Consider the following 17,264-nt stretch of genomic DNA (forward strand, 5'->3'; position numbering starts at 1 on the left):
TTTCAAGCCCGTACCCGTCGGGGTACCTGTGCACGAGACAACGATATACCCTCCGGGGGTATTCCGCGAGTCGCGCAGAAGCGCAGAAAGGCGGCGGGCGGACGCCGGTGCGCGCTACTCCTCGCGGCTCGGGCCCGGCTTGCCCGGCCGGACGGCCGCGGAGTCGGCGACGTCGATGCGCGTCACGTCCTCGTCGCTCTCGGTGACCTTCACGCGCGGCGCGGCGTCGCCGGGGTCCGCCTTCGGGGCCGCGGTGAGCTGCTCACGGCGCTGGTCGGGATCGGCTGCGGGCACGGTGATCCTCCGTTCCTGGGGTGACTCCCCCAGTCCATCGCGGAGTCCCGTCGCGCAGAAGCGGGTTGACACGGATCGGGCGGAGCACAGCCGGCCGGCCGCTGTCAACGCGCTCGCCCGGACATCCGGGCGGGCGTACGGTCGCCGGATGGGCAGGATCGGATACAGCACCCGCGACTTCGAGGTCCCGGACCGCACGCTCGCGCACCTGCAGGTGGTCATCCTCGACAAGCTCCGACGCTCGGAGACCTTCAGTCTGACCCTGGGCAGCGGAAGCGACGGCGGCGCCCGCACCTTCGTCATCGGGCCGGGCACCGAGCTCGCCTTCGTCTACGCGGGCAACCGCCCACCGCGATTGAACCGCCGCTGGCTCGCCCAGCTGGCCGGGGTCGCCTCGACGAACAGCGGCCTGCTCGTCATCTCCGAACCGGACGACGGCGAACCACTGCCGGAGTGACGGCCGCGAGCCCCAGCGCGATCAGCAGCAGGCCCGCCGTCGCCGGTCCGGCCAGCGGACTGCCGGTCGCCGCGAGCTCCTTCGCCCCGCCGTGCTGCGCCGGCGCCGACACGACCGGCGCCGCCTCCACCGTCACCGTCTGGGCGGCATCGGCCAGATCGTGGTGCACGGCGACGGGCTCGGCGATCTCCGCCTGCGTCAGCGTCTCGAAGGCGACGAGCTGCTGCCCGGCGTAGCCGGACGGCACGGTGAACGACACCTGCACGGTGCCGTCCGGCACGGTCGGCGTGAACGTGGCCGAGGCGGTGATGCCGGTCGCGGATCCGTCGCTCTTGCGCATGAGCTCGCCGGACACCGTGTACTCGACGCCCGGGATGAGGTGCTGGTACGCGATCGTGTCGGTCGCGGTGCCGCCGTTCCAGGGCAGCGTCTGGTCGCCGTCCGCGGCGTCGACGAGCGTGGTGCCGATCACGGGCGGGACCGCGTCGCCGACCCACTCCGCGGCGGCGCTGGCGGTGGAGACCGCACCGGCGGGCGCGACGAGGGCGATGGTCTGCGAATGGGCGGCCTCGCTCGGGGTGCCGCCCGGCGTCGTCGGGACCGAGACGATCCGGCCGCCGACGGTCGTGCCCTCGGCGGTGGCGGTGACGGTCGCGCTGCCGCTCGTGTTCGCATCGCGCAGATCGAGGTAGAGCTCCTGGCCGTCGACGACGGCATCCGCGTCGATCGGGGTGCCGGCGGCGTCGGTGATCGCGAACGCCGGGTCGGCCGTGACGCGCACGCTCGGCCGGTCGGTCGTCACCGTGAACGGTCCGACCAGGGTGCCGGCCTCCTGCGGGCCGGAGGGCCCGGAGATCGACAGGGTGATCGAGAGATCCGCGGGCGTGAGTCCGCCGCTCGCCTCCGCCCCGTCCGCGAGGTAGTGGTACACCGCCTCCGAGTTGGGGGTCTCCCACGGCCAGGTCGCGTCGAAGCCGAGGTCCGTGTACCGCCAGATCGCGTACTGGGTCGCCTCGAACGCGTCGTTGGCGTCGAGCCCGGGCGCCCCGGCGGCCGTGCCGAGGTCCGCCAGTGAGACCGCCGGATAGCTGTGCGCGAGGATCCACAGCACCTTGCCCTGCACGACCGGGTCGAGGAACAGGTTGTCGCCGAGGAATTCGTCGGCTTCGCCGATCGTGCCCTCGAGCCCCGTTCGCGCGGTCACGTCGTGTTCGATGCAGAAGGCCCAGAGGTCGGGCTCGCCGGGGGCCGACGGGTCGACCGGGGTGTCGAGATAGATGGGGAAGGCGCCGGTGCCGCTGTAGCCCTGCCGCGGCCCGATGTAGACGGAGTCGCCGGCCTCGGGCGCCGCGACGGCCCCGAGGGGCACCGCCAGCAGTGCGCCGATCGCCAGCGCGCCGATCGCCCCGATGCTCCGCAGTCGACCAGTCCGTGTGCTCACCACAATCCCACCGCCCTTTCGGTTCAGCGCGCGCGGGATCACCCCCGGCGGGCATCACGCTAACCCCGCAGGGGCGACTGTGGCGAGAGGCGGCACCGGATCGCCCCCCGAACGGGGTCCAGGGCAGGCCCGACCGAGCAGCGCTGGTCGACCCTGCTGAGCGGATGGCCCGCCTACTCGGCTGCCACCGCGCTCGCCTCGTGCGGCGCTCCCACCGGCTTCGACTCGGACGAGCCGCGCTGCCGGAGGAAGATCGAGAACGCCACCATGCTGCCGACGGCCAGGAACTCCGACTGCCAGTTCTGCAGCGTCCGGTTCCAGAAGTCGGCCGAGACGGCGTAGCCGAGCCAGTCGACCGCCGCCTGGCCGTGCTCGGCCTGCTCCGCGTTGAAGGCGACCATGCCGGCGATCGACTGCGCGAGCCACGACAGCAGGAAGACGGCCCCCATCACGAGCAGCAGCGAGTTGGAGAAGAGCCAGCGACGCCATCCGTCGGCCCGGGCCCAGGCCGGCGAATCCGGCCGGGCGTAGCGCCCGACCAGCTGGGACTCGTCCGAGCCGACTCCCTCGTCGCCCGGCTTCTTCGACTCCGGGCTGCCGCGCTGCACGAGCCAGATCGTCGTCAGGATGAAGAGGAAGAACTGCAGGTATTCCGACTGCCAGTTCTCGGCCACGTCGACGACGAACTGCGAGGACAGCAGGTACTCGCCGAGGCCGGCCGACGGCAGCCCGTGCGAGGCCTGCTCCTCGTTTGTCAGCGCGAGGCCCGTGAGCGCCTGACCCGCGAGCGCCGCGAGGAAGATCGCGGCGAAGAACACGCTCAGGGCGTGCTGACGGACGCGCATCACACCGACCTCCCGAGCAGGCCGATGACCAGCATGTAGACGATTCCGGCGGCGATGAACACCAGCCATCCGGTGAACACGACTCTCATGCCCGCACGCTAGCCCTGGGGCGCAAGCGGCCGGCAGGGGCTTGAAGCGCGGTGCGCGACGCGGTACGGATGCCGCGGCGTCCCCTTACCCCGTCGAGGTGCCGTAGCGGGCGAGGAACGTCGTGACCGCGCTCGTCACGTGGGCGTCGAGCCCCTCGAACCGCTCGCCGAGGAGCGCGGCGTTGAGCGGGGCGCCCACGACGAGCCACGTAAACTCGGCGGCCGCAGCCAGGGGGTCGTCGACCGTGAGTGCGCCGGCGCGGTGGAGCGTTTCGAATGACGTCGCGAGGGCCGCGACGTTCCGCTCCCAGCTGTCCCGGCGGTAGGCCGCGGCCACCTCGGGCTGCACGTTCGCCTCGGTGATCACGAGGCGGCGCATCTCGACGACGGGCGGCGAGAGCATGCCGCGCAGCATGCCGTGGCCGAGCTCGACGAGGCCGTCGCGCGGCTCGGCGGCCGCGGCGAGCCGCTCGAGCATCGGCCGCGTCGCGTCGCTGCCGGAGGCCGCCCAGTCCGCGACGACCGCGGCGAACAGCTCGGACTTCGACGGATGCTCCCGGTACAGCGAGCTCTTCGAGATCCTGGCGCGGGTGGCGATCTCGTCCATCGTCGTGGCGGTGTAGCCGCGCTCGAGGAACACGGCCCGCGCCTCGGCCAGCAGCGCCGGCCCGGCCAGGCCAGGGGGGCGGCCTCGGGTTCGGGGGGCGACGGGCATGGTCCCACTTTAGTACTTGACGGGACTAAATCACGCGACTACCTTGATTAGTACTCACCAGTACTGAAAGGACCGCGCATGGCTCTCCTCGGCGTCGCACTCGCGACCATCGTCTCCTTCGTCGCCAGCGCGGTGCTCTACGCCACCCCGCCGGTCGCCCGGCTCATCGCGGCGAACAGCACACCGCGTCCCGGCATCCCCGCCGTGGTGCAGATGCTCCTCGTCGTGCTCCGCAGCCTGCTCGTCTCGCTGCTCGTCCTCGGGCTCATGGTCGCCGCCGACTGGCACGGTGCCGGCCCGGGCGCCCTGCTCGGGCTGGCGCTCGCGGTCCTCCCCGCCGTGCTGCTGCTCGGATCCGTCGTGCACGAGAACACCCCGGTCGCCGTCGCCGCCGTGCACTTCACCGACTGGCTGGCCAAACTCGTCATCATCGGCGCCCTCGTCGGCGCCTTCCTCTGAACGGAGTCGTCATGACCGACCACCCCACCCCGCTCGACCTCACCTTCACGTCCGTGCTGGGCAAAGTCCGCGAGGGCGACACCTGGACCTGCGCGCAACTGCCCGGCTCCGCCGAGATCTTCGGCACCCGCGGCCTCGTCAAGGTCGAGGGCACCGTCGACGGCGAGCCGTTCCGGGGCGCCTTCATGGCGCTCGGCGACGGCACCCACAAGCTGCCGGTCTCCGCCGCCGTCCGCTCGCGCATCGGCAAGGGCGACGGCGACACCGTCACGATCCACCTCACCACGCGACTCAACTGAACGGCGCGACGCGGCGCGAACGGCGCAGCGTCAGGATGCCTCCCTCGATGACGAGCAGCCCGAGCACCAGCGGCACCAGCGGCTCGGCACCGGTCGAGGCGAGCCCGCCGCCCTTCGATCCGCCGCCGCCTCCGCCCGATCCGGCCGTGACCGCCCAGACCCCCTGCGCGTCGTTGTCCGTCGGCGAGGCATCCGTGTCCGTGTCGATCGTCGGCACGACGAGCGGGCCGAACTGCTCCACGACCGTGTCCACGAAGCCGTCCCCGTCGAGGTCGCTCGGCGAAGCCGGAGCGACGTAGGCGACGTTCCGCATCGTCGCCGCACCGACCGGCACCGCGACGACCCGGGCGACGATCGTGAGCGGCGGGCCGTCCTCACCGGCCGGGATCTCCCCCGCGGCGGTCGCGACGTCGCCCGAGCGCGCGTAGCCGTCGCCCGACATGCCGACGAGCTCGACGCCCGACGGCAGCAGCTGCGTGATCGACCACCCGGCCGGTGCGGCACGCGGGCCGGCATTGTGCGGCGTCAGCGTCCACGACAGCGTGTCGCCGGCGCGAAGGGCGCCATCGGGCGCCGCGAGCTGCTCCGTGAGGGAGAGGTCGATGCACGTCATCGGGTAGAGCACCGGCGCGACCGCGAGCTCGCGAACCGCGGCCCCGCCGCCGTCGTACCAGAGCGCGCCGTCGAGGTACCCCGTCGCCCGGCACGCCGAGCCCCAGTCGTTCGGATCGTCGTAGTCGCGGGCGTCGACCGCCACCGGCCCGCCGTCCGGGAGCGACTGCAGCGCGGGTGCGGCGTCCTCCCCCTCGACCGCGTTCGGGAAGGTCACCACCGCGGTGGATGCCGCGGGGAACACGTTGCCCGTCACGAGCACCGGGTCGCGGAGCGTCCGCCGCTCGGCTTCCGGGGTCTCCGAGTCGGCCGTGCCGACCGAGATCCAGGTGCCGGTGCCGCGGAAGACGTTGCCCTGCACCCGGATGCCCGAGGACGAGTACGAGCCGGCCAGGGCGCCGTCCTGCCAGAGCGGCTCGACCGAGACCGCCACGGCCCCGTCGGCCTGCTCGACCGTGTTGCCCGCGATCGTGAGCCGGTGCGCGCCGCCCGCCGTGACGAACGCCGGCTGCCCCGAGACCGTGTTCCCTTCGATCGCGACGTCGCTCGTGCCCTGCAGCACGCGGATGCCGTCGCCGTTGCCGGTCATCTCCACGTCGTGGATGCGCACGTCGTGGCTGATCCCGTCACCGGGGTTCGTCACGACGAAGAGCCCCGCCGCGCCGTTGTCCGCGAGCGTCGATCCGCTCACCTCGAGATTCGCGACGCTCCGCCCGTAGAGCGCGCGTTCGACGACGCCCTCGACGGTGGCGTTCACGACCGTCGCGCCGTCCGTCGCGGAGTAGAAGAAGCCGTAGGAGCCCGCGTCGATCGAGGCGCCGTCGACGTGGACGCCCTGCGAGCCGTACGCACGGAGGATCGCCGCCCCGGTGACGGACGTGGGGCCCTCCCGGCCGTGCACCACGATGCCCGAGGCGGTGACCCCGGTGGACTGATGCACCACGAGCGCCGCCCCGGTGAGCTCCGCCTCGACGTCGCTGACCACGGCGTCGACCGCTCCGAGCAGGTAGATGCCGCTCGAGGCGTCGGGCGCGCCCGTCGCGGTGACGTCGCTGATCGAGATGTCCGCGCGGTCCGAGCCGGGCAGCATCGACGACTGACTGCCGATCGCGTAGAGGAACCCGGTCGCCGTCAGCGCCGTCACCGTCGCGCGGCCCGCGTTCACGAGGTTCACCCCGGTGCCGCCGGGGCCCCAGGCGCCGGCGTCGACGACCGCCCCGGTGACCGACGCGCCCTGCGTCGAGCCGAGCGTCACCGCGCCGAAGGCGGTGATCTGCGGGGAGGTGATCACCGGCCCCTGGCCGGTGTTGTCGAGGTGGGTCGTGATGCCGTACATCATGCCCGTCACGACGGCGTCCTCGATCTCGGTCTGCGTCGAGCGCAGCACGAGGATGCCGGTGGACTGCGCGGCATCGGCCCCCGTGATGCGCGGCCGGACGACGCTCGGCGCCGCCGTGGCCCCGAGCGCGATGCCCTCGCGGCTCGTTCCCGTGATCGTCGCGTCCGTGATCGTCGGGCCGGCGGCGGCGTTCGTCGTCGCGGTGCCGATGCCGCGGGCGAAGCCGTCGACGGTCACCCCGTCGACCACGGCGCTGCTCGAGTTGGCGAGGTCGATGCCCGTGCCCGTCCCCGGGGTGCCGCTGACCTCGACGCCGGTGACGAGCGGCGCGGTGGCCGAGCCGAGGCTGATCCCGGCGGTCTGCGCGGCGATGGTCCCGCCGGTGACCTGGATGCCCGAGGTCGTCGCCGCCGCGGTGACCGCGATGCCCGTTGCGACACCGCTGATCGCGGCGTCGGTGATCGTCGCCGAGCCGGTCGTCAGATTGACGCCGTAGGAGGATGCCTCGCCGGCACCGTTCATCGTGAGCCCGTCGATGACGACGCCGGTCACGCCCGCGGCGAGCTGCACCCCGATCGGCCTGGCCACCGGCGTGGGATTGCGCACCGTCACATCGCGCAGCGCGACATCCGATCCCGTGACCTGCACGATGGCACCGGTCGCCGCGGCCGCGATCGCGACGTCGGCGCCGAGCGCCAGCCCGCCGGCCGAGACGGTGAACCGCGAGTACAGCGTGGATGCCGCCGAACTGTCGATGGTCACCGAGCGCGCGACGGTCAGCGCCCCGGTGAACGCGTAGTCGCCGGGGTCGAAGGAGACGGTGCCGCCCGCGGCGACCGTGTTCAGCGCCACCTGCAGCGTCACGAGGCCCGCGGGGTCGACGGGCCGTTCCGCCGGAGTGCCGAGCCACGCGATCCGCAGCGCGTTCGCGTTCGGGGTGATCGCCGGGTCGGTCGGCGGCGAGTCGACGATCGAGTCGTCGATCGGCGGCGTCGGCTCGTCGAGGCCGTCGGGCACGTCCGCTCCGGCCGGGGGCGGCGGGTCCCCGGTCGCCGGATCCTCCGGCGCCAGCAGGGCGGGACGTACGGCCGCGCCCGGCGCGGCGGTCGCCGGTGCCGCCGTCACGCCGATCGCCCCGACGGCGACCCCCGCGCAGAGCAGCACTCCGAGCCAGCTCGGAACGGCTCGCCGACGTCGAACGGTGTGCGCATCGCCCATTGCATCCCCCCGGAGCCGTCGGCCGTCCAGGGCGGGCCGACGCTCCGAAGTGTACCGAGCGGCCGGAGGAATGCCCAGGGTCGATCCGCCGACGCGGCGCTGCGCGACGCGTCGCGAGCTGCGGCTCCGTGACCCCTCTCGGGGAGCATTTCGCCGATTCGCTCGGAGCTGACGAACGACCCTCCTTAGCGTGAGCCGAAGGGGGTCGTTCCCCTGTCGCGCGTTCGGTGCGCTCTTCGCCCCTGCCCGGTCGGGCATCCTTTCGCGCGCCCGACATGGCAAAGAGGTAAGGACGCATTTCGATGACGCTACGTAGAGCTGAACGCCAAAGATCCGCACGAATCCCGCTGTTGGCGGGCGCCGCCGCCGTCGCGCTGCTGGCCCCCGCGCTGAGCGCCACGGCCGCGTTCGCGAGCCCGGCCCCGGATGCGGAACCCACCACGATCTCGGCCGCGGGCGCCTTCAGCCAGACGGTGCCCGACGGCGTCTGCAGCGTCCGGGTGACGGTCGCCGGGGCGCCGGGCGGGATGGCGATCATCGCCGGCGGCGGCGGCCCCGGCGGATCCGTCAGCCCGAACGGCGCGGGCGGCGCGATCACGGCGACGCTCGCGGTCGGCGCAGGATCCGTCCTCACCGGAACCGTCGGAGGCGCCGGTGCCGACGGCGGAACCGGCGGCGCGCCGGGCGGCGGCGAGAGCGGCACCGGTCAGCACCGCGGCGGCGGCGGAGGCGGGTACTCCGAACTCTCCGCCGGGGGCGCGCTGCTCCTGCTCGCCGGCGGCGGCGGCGGCACCGGCGGCGGCCACACGGCCGAGTTCGGCCAGGGCGGCGACGGCGGCTCCGAGCTCGGTGCGGGCGTCGCGGTCGCCGGCGGCACCGTGTTCCCGGGCGGCGACGGCATGCAGGGCCAGGACACCGGCGTCGGCGAGACGCCGGCGACGGCGCCCGGTGGCGGTGCCGGCGGGAGCGCCGTGGGCGGCGCTGCCGGCACGAACCCCCGCAGCCAGACCGACGCCGAACTGCCCGGATTCGACTGGAACGGGAAGCCCGGCTCGGAGCGCCAGGGCGGCGCCGGCGGCGACGACAACAGCGCCGACACCGGCGGCGCCGGCGGCGGCGGCTACTTCGGCGGCGGCGGCGGTGCGGCCACCGACGGCGACGTCGGCAGCGGCGGCGCCTCGTTCGTCGGAGGCGGCGGAGGCGGCGGCTCGAGCTTCGCGGCCGACTCCGCGCTCATCGGCTCGGGTTCGGTGGCCCTCGCGACGAACCGCGACAGCGACGGAGAGGCGCTCGCCGGCCACGTCACCTTCGACTGGGTGATGTGCGAGTACGACCTCGCCGTCACCAAGGCCGTCGTCGGCGACGCGGTCTTCGAGGACGGCGCCACCGTGCGGTACGCCGTGACGGTGACGAACGCGGGCCCCGACGACATGGCGATCGGCGACACGGTCTCGCTCGTCGACGAACTCGCGACCGGGGGCACGCTGATCTCCGTCGACGGGCTCGGCGCCTCCGTGCCGGCGGTCGGCGAGGAGATCCCCGCCGACGGCATCCAGGCCTACGACCTCGTCGACCTCGGCATCCCCGACGCCCCGGCGGCCCAGCGCGGGCTGCCCGCCGGCGCCACCGTGGAGTTCGTGTACGAGACGACCGTGACCGGCACGGAGGACGTCACGAACATCGTGACGGTCACCGACCGCGGCGACCAGAGCAACAACCGCGCCGAGGCGACGGTCGTCCCCGCGGCCCCCTCGCTCGCGCTGACGAAGAGCGCCGACACCGAACGCGCGACGAAGGTCGGCCAGCAGATCACGTACACGTTCGTCGTCACGAACACCGGCAACATCGAGGTGCGCGACGTCGCGATCGAGGAGCAGGAGTTCGACGGCGCCGGCACCCTCCCCCAGCCCAGCTGCGAGGACACGGTCCTCGCGGCCGGCGACCGCACCACCTGCACCTCCGTGTACACGGTCGTCGCCGCCGACCTCACCGGCGGCGCCCTGCGGAACACCGCGATCGCGAGCGGCACGACGCCGCTCGGCGCCGCGGTGGAGAGCGCCGAGTCGGCCGCGGAGCTCCTGACGGTCAAGCCGCAGCTCCCCGCGAAGGCGGCGCTCGCCGACACCGGTGTGGACGAGGGGCTCGGCCTCATCGCCGGCGGCGCGGCGCTGCTGCTCCTCCTCGGGCTCGGCCTCCTGGTGATCCGGCGCTTCTCGCCGAAGTCGTCGTAGTCGATCCGACCGGGAGAGGTGGGGCGTGCAGGAGCGCGCCCCACCTCTTCGTCATTCCTCGGAGATCTCCCAGCTCTGCACGTCGTCCATCACCCACGGATCGAAGACGCCCTCCACGACGGAGACCGTCCGCGGGGTGTCGGGGCCGAAGGCGTCGCCGTCGCAGGGCGTGACCCGGAGCACGTACAGGCCGTAGTTCCAGAAGCGGAGCACCCGCTGCGCCGAGCCCGTGCCGTCGAGCGCGACCTGCGCCGACTGGCCGGTGTCCGAGTCGATGCAGACGGTGCCGCCCGGTGCACCGCGGAGGGTGAAGCGGAGGCCGTCTCCCATGCCGTCGCCCAGGGTGATCGGCTGGTACTCGGAGAGGCCGTCGATCCCCAGCGGCTCGATGGTGAACTCCGCGATCGCGGGCGTCGAGGCGACGCCGTCGGCGACCGTCCACACCCGCGCGAGGTGCGTGCCCGCGGCCAGGGGCACGGTGCGCAGGTCGAACGTCCAGTCGCCCGCCTCGCTCGGCTCCGTCGTGTAGGTCAGCCCGTCCACCGCGACGGCGATCACGGTCTCCGGCTGAGCCGTTCCGCTCAGCACGGGCGCGAGGAACGTCGACGAGGGCGCGGACACGACGACGCCGGGCGGCGGGGCGGCCGAACCGTCGTCGGGCGGAACCACCGTCCCCGGGGTCGCCGGCGTCGCGGGCGGCGGGCGCTCGGGAAGGCCGGCGTTCGGAGAGGCCGGGTCCCAGAAGATGTCGATCGACTCGACCGGCGGCGTCTCGGGCCCGACGAGGGGCGGCGGGAGCTCGATGGGCAGCTGCGACGACTCCCTCGGCGGTGCGACGGGACCGGTCGGAGCAGCGACCTCCTCGCGGGGCTGGGCCGGACCGGGCAGCGCTTCGACCCTGGGGATCCACGGGTCGAGGAGACCGGGCACCAGACCCGTGACGAGCGCCCCGGCGACGACGGCGGCGGACCCGGCGAGCGCGAGGCCGGCCGCCACGGCCGTCGCCGTTCCGCCGGCCAGTGACGTCGCCCCCGGGAGGACGACGCCCAGCGCGCCGAGCCCGCTGATCGAGACGACCGTCTTCCGCCCCGCGCGGTACGCGGATCGCAGCTCGAGCTCGACGGCGCGGCAGCGCTCGCAGGCCTCGAGGTGGCGGATGACGCGGTCGGCGGTGTGCGCCCCCGCTCCCACGATCAGGGCGGGGAGGGCGTGCGCGACGTGGCCGGTGTCGTCGCGAAGCTCCTCCGGGATCTGGTGGTGCAACCACTGCACCCGGAGCCCCTGTCGGGCCCGGCCGTGGAGCGCCGAGAGCGCATTGGGACGGATGCCGAGCTCGGCGGCGACCTCCGCGCGCCTCGCGTTCTCGATCTCGGTGAGCCAGAGCACCCGCTGCCACCGGTTCGGGAGCGAACGGAATGCGCTGAGCAGGAGCGCGCCGTCGTACTCGCGTTCCAACGACCGCAGGCCGGACTCCTCCACCGTGTCGTCGACGTCCGGGGTGGCGACGAACTGCGCGTCCGTGCGATGCCACCGCGCGGCCGTGTTCCGCATGATCGTGAAGAGATAGGCGCGGAAGGAGCTGACGGGTCCGCCGCCGCGCACTCGGACCTGGTCGTAGATCGCGAGGAACGCCTCCGAGACGAGGTCGTCGGCGTGCAGCGGCGCGATGCGCCGGGCGGCGCGGCGGGCGGCGTCGACATGCCTGACCCACAGCGCCTCGTACGCCGCGTCGTCGCCATCGCGCAGCGCGGCGAGCAGGTCCTCGTCGCTCAGGACCGGATCCCGCGGGGAGGCCGTGCCGGACGAGGCAGCGATGGGCTGCGACACCCGAGCATGCTATCCAGCCGATCACCTCCATTTTCGGGCGAACGCCTGATCAGGCCCAGATGACCCCCGTTGGGGGTCGATTCCGTCGGTGTCGCGTCACTTCGGCGCGCGTTCCGACCCTCGTGGGGTGAGGACGTCGCAGCGGCGGACTCGCCGCCCTTCCGGGCGGATCCCGCGGGGAGGCGATGTGAGGCGAGACGGGCTGGGCTCGGCACCGCGGCTGCGGCGTGCGGCGGTCGTGGAGGAATCCGTCCTGCAGCGGAGCTACGCGGCGCAGCTGCTGGCCGCCGCCGGCATGGACGTGGTGCTGGCGTGCGGGACGTTCCAGGAGTTCATGCGCTGGCTGCCGCAGTCCGAGCCGGCGTCCCGGCCCGAGCTCCTGGTCGTCGATCTCGCCCGCGACGTGCACTCACGGCGGCGGTTCGAGGCGGTGGCCGCACTCCGAGCGGCCGGGATCCGCGTGCTGGCGCTCTCGCCGATGCGGTCGCGCGCGACCGCCCGCTACCTGCTCGATCTCCAGGTCGAGGCGATCGTGTCGACGAGCGACAGTGTGGAGGAGTTCCTCGCCGCCGTCGAGGCCGTGCGCGCGGGTGGAACGGCGATCGCTCCTGTGGCGAGCGCGGCGATCCACGGACTGGAGTCGGCGCCCCGCCTGAGCGCGCAGGAGGAGCGGACGCTCGCGCTGTACGCGACGGGCCTGACGATCCTGCAGGTGGCCGAGCAGATCGGCGTGCGGCCGGACACCGCCCGCAAGTATCTCAAGCGGGTGCGCGCCAAGTACGCGGCGGCCGGGCGGCCCGCGCGCACCAAGCTGGAGCTCGCGCAGATCGCCTGGGCCGAGGGGTACGCGACGCTCGGTCGCGGCGCACCGGCCGGGCGGACGGATGCCGCGTCCGCCCCCGCGGATGCCGCATCGGAGGCGTAGCTCCGAGCCGGTCGTGCGATTGGGGCTTGACGCCGCACTTTCATTTTACAAGTATGTGCCCATGAGCCTCTTCATCAGCTGTCCCGTCGCGGACGTCGAGCGCGCGACCGCCTTCTACACCGCCCTCGGGTGGGTCCTCAACACCGAGATGTCGGATCACAACGTGTCCTGCTTCGCCATCGCCCCCGAGCAGTACGTCATGCTCTCCAGCCGCGAGATGTACGCCAGCGTCGGCGGCACCGAGGAGCTGATCGGCGGCCCCGACACCCCCTCGAAGGTCACCGTCTCCTTCGACCTCCCCAGCCGCGAAGCGGTCGACGAGCTCGTCGAACGGGCGCGCGCCGCCGGCGGTCGCATCGGCGACATCGACGACTACCCCTTCATGTACCAGCGCCAGTTCGACGACCCCGACGGCTACCACTACTCGCCGTTCTGGATGAAGCCGGACGCCGATCCGACCGCGTGAGCGACCTCGCCGCCGCCCTCGACGTCGTCGGATCCCGCTGGGCGCTCCGCATCGTCGAGCAGCTGCTCGACGGCCCGCAGCGCTACGGCGACCTGCAGCGCGAGCTCGGGGCGCCCACCAACATGCTCGCGATGCGCCTGCGCGAGCTCGAGGAGGCCGGCTTGCTGTACCGCCTGCCCCTCAAGCACAACACCCGGGCCTACGCGCTGACCGAGCGCGGCCTCGCCCTTCGCGACGCGATCACCGCGCTCGGGCGCTGGGGCGCCGAGCAGGCCTAGCTCGACCCCCGACGGCATCGAGTCGACGGCTCACGAAACTCTCAGGACCGTCGGAAACCCCCTGAGGTACGCTGTGGGGTATTCGTGTTGCCGCCGAGTCCGACGGATCAAGGGAGGTGCGTCGCGTGCTGAACCTGACTCGTTCACTGTCGATGCGTCGCCTCCGACTCCTGCGGAACACCCTGCTGAGCGCGCTCGGCATGGCCGCGATCGTGATGGGGCTGCTGGCCATGCACTCGTCCGGTGCCGAGCACGGCGGCCTCCCCGGCTCCGCAGTCGTGAGCTCCGCTTCCGTCGATGCCGCCCAGTCGCCTGCAGTGCAGGCAGCGGCCTCGAGCGGTGCGCACTGCGACGGTGACTGCTGGCACGACCTCATGGGTTGCGCCCTCGCGGTCATGGGTTGCGCGATGCTCCTGGGCGTCGCCGTGTCGCTGCTGTTCGCGCACCGCCCCGGCTTCTTCCGGTCGCTCCTCGACGCCGGCGGCCGTGCCGGGATCCGACTCCGCGGCCTCCTCCCGCCATCCGCGCCGCGCCCGGACCTCGTCATCCTCTCCATCAGTCGCACCTGAACCCGGCCGCCCCACCACCGCGGCCCCTGCGACCGCGCTCGCCCCAACTGGCCTGACCTGTGGCGCGCCATGCCGGCGTGGACCCGGAGCAGCCCACCGCACTGAGTCGACCGAACTGAGTTCACCGCACTGAGCCCCGGCGCGGTCCGCTGCCAGCTGCGGAGCCGTCACCCCAGCCCCGAGATCTCAAGGACCTTCTTCATGCCTCCCCTCTCCCCCATTCCGGCGTGCCATGACTGAGCCGCCCCTGACCCGCCGCGCCCTCCGCGAGGCCGAACGTTCCCGACCGCGTCGACACCGCGCCTCCCCGGCGCCCCGAGCGGCGAGACGACGCCTCCTGCCGACCCTGGCACTCACCTCCGCGGCCCTGATGCTCGCGAGCACCACCCTTCCCGCATTCTCGGCCGGCCCAGCCGGCGCAACGGCGACCCCCGCCACCGTCACCGCCGGCGAGGAGCCGCAGGACGTCATCGTCGGCCCGGAGGTCGCCCAACTCGACCTCCAGCGCGACAGCTACACGGCCGGCAAGGCCGCGACGAGCGGCGACTATGCGCAGACCGCGGCGACCTTCGTGAACTACTCCGGAGCGATCCAGTGGCCGTTCCTCACCGGGGTGCCGATCAGCACTGATTTCGGTCCGCGCATCCCGCCCTGCGCCGGCTGCTCCAGCTACCACAAGGGCATCGACATGAACCCCGGCGACGGGTCCCCCATCCAGGCCATCGCCGCCGGCGTCGTCCGAGAGGTGTCGGCCTCCGACAACGGCGGACTCGGGGTGTACGCCGTCATCGATCACGTCGTCGACGGGCAGCTGGTCAGCAGCGTCTACGCGCACATGCGGGAGGGGAGTCTCGCCCTCTCCGTCGGCGAGACCGTCGCGGTCGGCGACCTCGTCGGCAAGGTCGGCAACACCGGCCAGTCCACGGGGCCGCACCTGCACCTCGAGATCCTGCTCGACGGCACCACCCCCACCGACCCGGTCGAGTGGTTGTCGGAACGGGTCGTCCCGTGACGGGCACGCGCCCCGCCGTCGCCGCGATCGCGGCCGCGGCCGCCCTGAGCTTCGCGATCGTCGGCGGGGTCGCCCCGGCGGCGGCCGGCAGCGACTACCCCTCCTGGCAGGACGTGCAGAACGCCCGCGCGTCCGAGTCGGAGAAGCAGACGCAGGTCGCCGAGTTGCAGGCGCTGATCCGATCCCTCACCGCGGAGGCGCAGGCGGCGGAGGAACTCGCGACCCGCCGCGGCGACGAGTACGAGCAGGCGCAGGGCAAGTTCGACGAAGCCACCTACGCCGCGAACACCCTGCAGGCCGAGGCGGATGACGCGGCCGCCGATGCGGAGTCCTCCGGCCGGGCCGCGGGCCAGCTGGCCGCGATGATGGCCCGCACCGGCGCATCCGATCCGGCCCTGACGATGTTCCTCGATGCGAGCGTCGCCGACGACCTCCTCGGCCGGCTCGCATCGATGGACAAGCTCACCGAGCGCATCTCCCTCGTCTATGAGGCCGCGGACGCCAGCCGGAACACCGCCGAAGCCCTCACGGAGCAGGCGCGGCTCGCGCAGAACGCGCTCGGCGAACTCGCCGAGGCCGCCGAGTCTGCCCTCGCCGCCGCGATCACGGCACGCGAGGACGCCAATCGCACGCTCGCCGAGCGGCAGGCCAACGAGGCGACGATGCGGGCGCAGCTCGCGGTCCTCACCGAGAACCGCGAGGCCACCGAGGCCGACTACGAGAAGGGCGAGGCGGCCCGTCGCGCCGCCGAAGCCGCCCGCGGCGGCGGCGACGGCGGCCTGGATTCCGGGCAGCTCAGCGGCCAGGGGTGGGCGCTCCCCGTCTCCGGATGGATCAGCGACCCGTTCGGCCCTCGCCCCAACCGTCCGGTCGCGGGCGTCGGTGCGTTCCACTACGGCACGGATCTCGCCGCCGGCTGCGGTCGACCGGTGTACGCCGCGACCGGCGGAACCGTCGTCTACGCCGACTGGCTCGGCAGCTACGGCTTGTGGGTCCTCATCGACCACGGCAACGGGGTGCAGACCGGGTACGCGCACAACAGCGCCCTCCTCGTCTCCCCCGGCCAGTCGGTGCCCGCCGGCGCGAACATCGCCGAGGTCGGCACCACGGGCGCGTCCACCGGCTGCCACCTGCACTACGAGGTGCGAGTGGACGGCGCCCGGATCGACCCGCAACCGTTCATGAGCAACAGAGGAATCACCCTTGGCTAAGTCCGCCCCATTCATCACCACCGGCGCGGCGGTGCTCGCGCTTGCCCTGACCGGATGCGCCGCCGGAAGCCCGACGACGACCGTGCCGCAGGCCGCGCTCGGCCATGTGCACGGCCTGGGGTTCGACCCCGACTCCGGTGGAACCTACGCCGCCACGCACAACGGCGTGTGGTTGCTCCCCACCGAGCAGCTCCCCGCTTCCTACCCGAGCCAAGAAGCGGCCTCGATCGGCGCCCCGCGGAAGGTCGGCGGCCACACCCAGGACACCATGGGGTTCACCGTCGCCGACGGCGGAGAGCTCTTCGCCTCCGGCCACCCCGGCCCGGACGATCAAGAGGACCTCGGCGATCCGCTCGGCCTCGTTCGCAGCACCGACCGCGCGAACAGCTGGGAGACGGTGTCGCTCGCCGACGTGGTCGACTTCCACGATCTCGACGCTGTTCCCCTCCCCGGTGGGGAGCTGCGCGTGTACGGGTACGACGCCACCGCCGGGGTCGTCCGGGTCAGCGACGACGGCGGCGCGAACTGGCAGCAGAACGCAGCCATCGAGCTCCGCGACCTCGCCGCCGACGCCGCGAACCCCGACCGGGTGTACGCGACGACGTCGAACGGGTTCCTCGTCAGCGACGATCGGGGCGCGACCTTCGACCGGGTCAAGGGCGCCCCGCCGCTCTATCTCGTCGACCTCCTCGACGACGGGGGCGGGTTCGTCGGCGTCGACGTCACCGGTCAGCTCTGGAGCTCCGACAGCCGGAGCTGGGTGAAGCACGGCATGGTCGAAGGCACGCCCGAAGCGCTCACCTCCGTGACCGGCGACGACGGCGAGCACTGGATCCTCATCGCCGACGCCCGCGGCATCGTCGCGACCTCCGACTTTGGCGAGACGGTCACGGTGCTCACCACGAACGGCGGGTGACCCCGTGCGTTCAGCCGTACGCAAGTTCGCCCCAGCCGCTGTGGTGCCGGAACTGCCGCTC

The 17,264-nt window shown here is 73.1% G+C and carries 17 protein-coding genes; 11 read left to right on the plus strand and 6 right to left on the minus strand.

Annotated features, from left to right (window positions below; all coding sequences use genetic code 11):
• Positions 1-114 precede the first annotated feature (114 nt).
• Positions 115-294, minus strand: a complete 180-nt coding sequence (locus IEY71_RS03700) for a hypothetical protein (protein ID WP_229781511.1) — start codon at positions 292-294, stop codon at positions 115-117.
• 148 nt (positions 295-442) lie between these two features.
• Between IEY71_RS03700 and IEY71_RS03705 the strand changes: the two genes are divergently transcribed.
• The gene (locus tag IEY71_RS03705; RefSeq protein ID WP_189083927.1) at positions 443-751 is read left to right on the plus strand and encodes a DUF7882 family protein; all 309 of its coding nucleotides are present in this window, start codon (positions 443-445) and stop codon (positions 749-751) included.
• Here IEY71_RS03705 and IEY71_RS03710 read toward each other — a convergent pair.
• From IEY71_RS03710 to IEY71_RS03720, 3 genes are all read right to left on the minus strand, one after another.
• Entirely contained in the window at positions 711-2,192 is a 1,482-nt protein-coding gene (locus IEY71_RS03710; RefSeq protein WP_189083928.1) for a VaFE repeat-containing surface-anchored protein, read from the minus strand. The two genes, IEY71_RS03705 and IEY71_RS03710, sit on opposite strands and share 41 nt — an antisense overlap.
• Positions 2,193-2,365: 173 nt before the next feature.
• Positions 2,366-3,037, minus strand: coding sequence for a DUF6766 family protein (locus IEY71_RS03715; RefSeq protein ID WP_189083929.1), 672 nt, complete (start codon positions 3,035-3,037; stop codon positions 2,366-2,368).
• 174 nt (positions 3,038-3,211) lie between these two features.
• A complete protein-coding gene (locus tag IEY71_RS03720) occupies positions 3,212-3,841 on the minus strand; it encodes a TetR/AcrR family transcriptional regulator (RefSeq protein WP_189083930.1) in 630 nt (209 codons plus the stop codon).
• Positions 3,842-3,919: 78 nt separating this feature from the next.
• Between IEY71_RS03720 and IEY71_RS03725 the strand changes: the two genes are divergently transcribed.
• Together IEY71_RS03725 and IEY71_RS03730 are read left to right on the plus strand one after the other, a co-directional pair.
• Entirely contained in the window at positions 3,920-4,300 is a 381-nt protein-coding gene (locus IEY71_RS03725) for a DUF1761 family protein (RefSeq protein ID WP_189083931.1), read from the plus strand.
• An 11-nt stretch (positions 4,301-4,311) separates the two neighbouring features.
• Positions 4,312-4,599: a DUF1905 domain-containing protein gene (locus IEY71_RS03730; RefSeq protein WP_189083932.1), complete on the plus strand. Its 288-nt coding sequence runs from the start codon at positions 4,312-4,314 to the stop codon at positions 4,597-4,599.
• Here IEY71_RS03730 and IEY71_RS03735 read toward each other — a convergent pair.
• Positions 4,592-7,675, minus strand: coding sequence for a right-handed parallel beta-helix repeat-containing protein (locus IEY71_RS03735; RefSeq protein WP_189083933.1), 3,084 nt, complete (start codon positions 7,673-7,675; stop codon positions 4,592-4,594). The genes IEY71_RS03730 and IEY71_RS03735 overlap by 8 nt on opposite strands.
• 443 nt (positions 7,676-8,118) lie before the next feature.
• On the opposite strand from IEY71_RS03735, the gene IEY71_RS18515 reads away from it, so the two are divergent.
• The gene (locus IEY71_RS18515; RefSeq protein WP_189083934.1) at positions 8,119-9,999 is read left to right on the plus strand and encodes a CLIPPER-2 domain-containing protein; all 1,881 of its coding nucleotides are present in this window, start codon (positions 8,119-8,121) and stop codon (positions 9,997-9,999) included.
• Between the two features lie 51 nt (positions 10,000-10,050).
• Here the strand turns inward: IEY71_RS18515 and IEY71_RS03745 are convergent, their stop codons facing one another.
• The gene (locus tag IEY71_RS03745; RefSeq protein ID WP_189083935.1) at positions 10,051-11,826 is read right to left on the minus strand and encodes a sigma-70 family RNA polymerase sigma factor; all 1,776 of its coding nucleotides are present in this window, start codon (positions 11,824-11,826) and stop codon (positions 10,051-10,053) included.
• A 238-nt stretch (positions 11,827-12,064) separates the two neighbouring features.
• Between IEY71_RS03745 and IEY71_RS03750 the strand changes: the two genes are divergently transcribed.
• The 7 genes from IEY71_RS03750 to IEY71_RS03780 all read left to right on the plus strand — a co-directional run bounded on the left by IEY71_RS03750 (position 12,065) and on the right by IEY71_RS03780 (position 17,203).
• Positions 12,065-12,751 carry a helix-turn-helix transcriptional regulator gene (locus tag IEY71_RS03750; RefSeq protein ID WP_189083936.1) on the plus strand — a complete coding sequence of 229 codons (687 nt, stop codon included), beginning with the start codon at positions 12,065-12,067 and terminating at the stop codon, positions 12,749-12,751.
• 61 nt (positions 12,752-12,812) lie between these two features.
• Positions 12,813-13,217, plus strand: coding sequence for a VOC family protein (locus IEY71_RS03755; RefSeq protein WP_189083937.1), 405 nt, complete (start codon positions 12,813-12,815; stop codon positions 13,215-13,217).
• Entirely contained in the window at positions 13,214-13,495 is a 282-nt protein-coding gene (locus IEY71_RS03760; protein WP_189083938.1) for a winged helix-turn-helix transcriptional regulator, read from the plus strand. Before IEY71_RS03755 ends, IEY71_RS03760 begins: the two co-directional genes overlap by 4 nt.
• A gap of 125 nt (positions 13,496-13,620) precedes the next feature.
• Positions 13,621-14,064: a hypothetical protein gene (locus IEY71_RS03765; RefSeq protein WP_189083939.1), complete on the plus strand. Its 444-nt coding sequence runs from the start codon at positions 13,621-13,623 to the stop codon at positions 14,062-14,064.
• Between the two features lie 370 nt (positions 14,065-14,434).
• Positions 14,435-15,076, plus strand: a complete 642-nt coding sequence (locus IEY71_RS03770; protein WP_229781512.1) for a M23 family metallopeptidase — start codon at positions 14,435-14,437, stop codon at positions 15,074-15,076.
• Positions 15,073-16,287, plus strand: a complete 1,215-nt coding sequence (locus tag IEY71_RS03775) for a M23 family metallopeptidase (protein ID WP_189083941.1) — start codon at positions 15,073-15,075, stop codon at positions 16,285-16,287. The genes IEY71_RS03770 and IEY71_RS03775 overlap by 4 nt, the downstream gene beginning before the upstream one ends.
• Positions 16,280-17,203 carry a F510_1955 family glycosylhydrolase gene (locus IEY71_RS03780; RefSeq protein WP_189083942.1) on the plus strand — a complete coding sequence of 308 codons (924 nt, stop codon included), beginning with the start codon at positions 16,280-16,282 and terminating at the stop codon, positions 17,201-17,203. The genes IEY71_RS03775 and IEY71_RS03780 overlap by 8 nt, the downstream gene beginning before the upstream one ends.
• Positions 17,204-17,264: the final 61 nt, after the last annotated feature.

The organism is Agromyces mediolanus (genome assembly GCF_014648575.1).
Lineage (GTDB): Bacteria > Actinomycetota > Actinomycetes > Actinomycetales > Microbacteriaceae > Agromyces > Agromyces mediolanus.

What these genes read in the sequence shown, in the direction of transcription:
- IEY71_RS03730 (WP_189083932.1), top strand. Translation starts at nt 4,312, where the DNA reads ATGACCGACCACCCCACCCCGCTCGACCTCACCTTCACGTCCGTGCTG.
- IEY71_RS03715 (WP_189083929.1), bottom strand. Translation starts at nt 3,037, where the DNA reads ATGCGCGTCCGTCAGCACGCCCTGAGCGTGTTCTTCGCCGCGATCTTC.
- IEY71_RS03720 (WP_189083930.1), bottom strand. Translation starts at nt 3,841, where the DNA reads ATGCCCGTCGCCCCCCGAACCCGAGGCCGCCCCCCTGGCCTGGCCGGG.
- IEY71_RS03770 (WP_229781512.1), top strand. Translation starts at nt 14,435, where the DNA reads ATGCTCGCGAGCACCACCCTTCCCGCATTCTCGGCCGGCCCAGCCGGC.
- IEY71_RS03755 (WP_189083937.1), top strand. Translation starts at nt 12,813, where the DNA reads ATGAGCCTCTTCATCAGCTGTCCCGTCGCGGACGTCGAGCGCGCGACC.
- IEY71_RS03705 (WP_189083927.1), top strand. Translation starts at nt 443, where the DNA reads ATGGGCAGGATCGGATACAGCACCCGCGACTTCGAGGTCCCGGACCGC.
- IEY71_RS03725 (WP_189083931.1), top strand. Translation starts at nt 3,920, where the DNA reads ATGGCTCTCCTCGGCGTCGCACTCGCGACCATCGTCTCCTTCGTCGCC.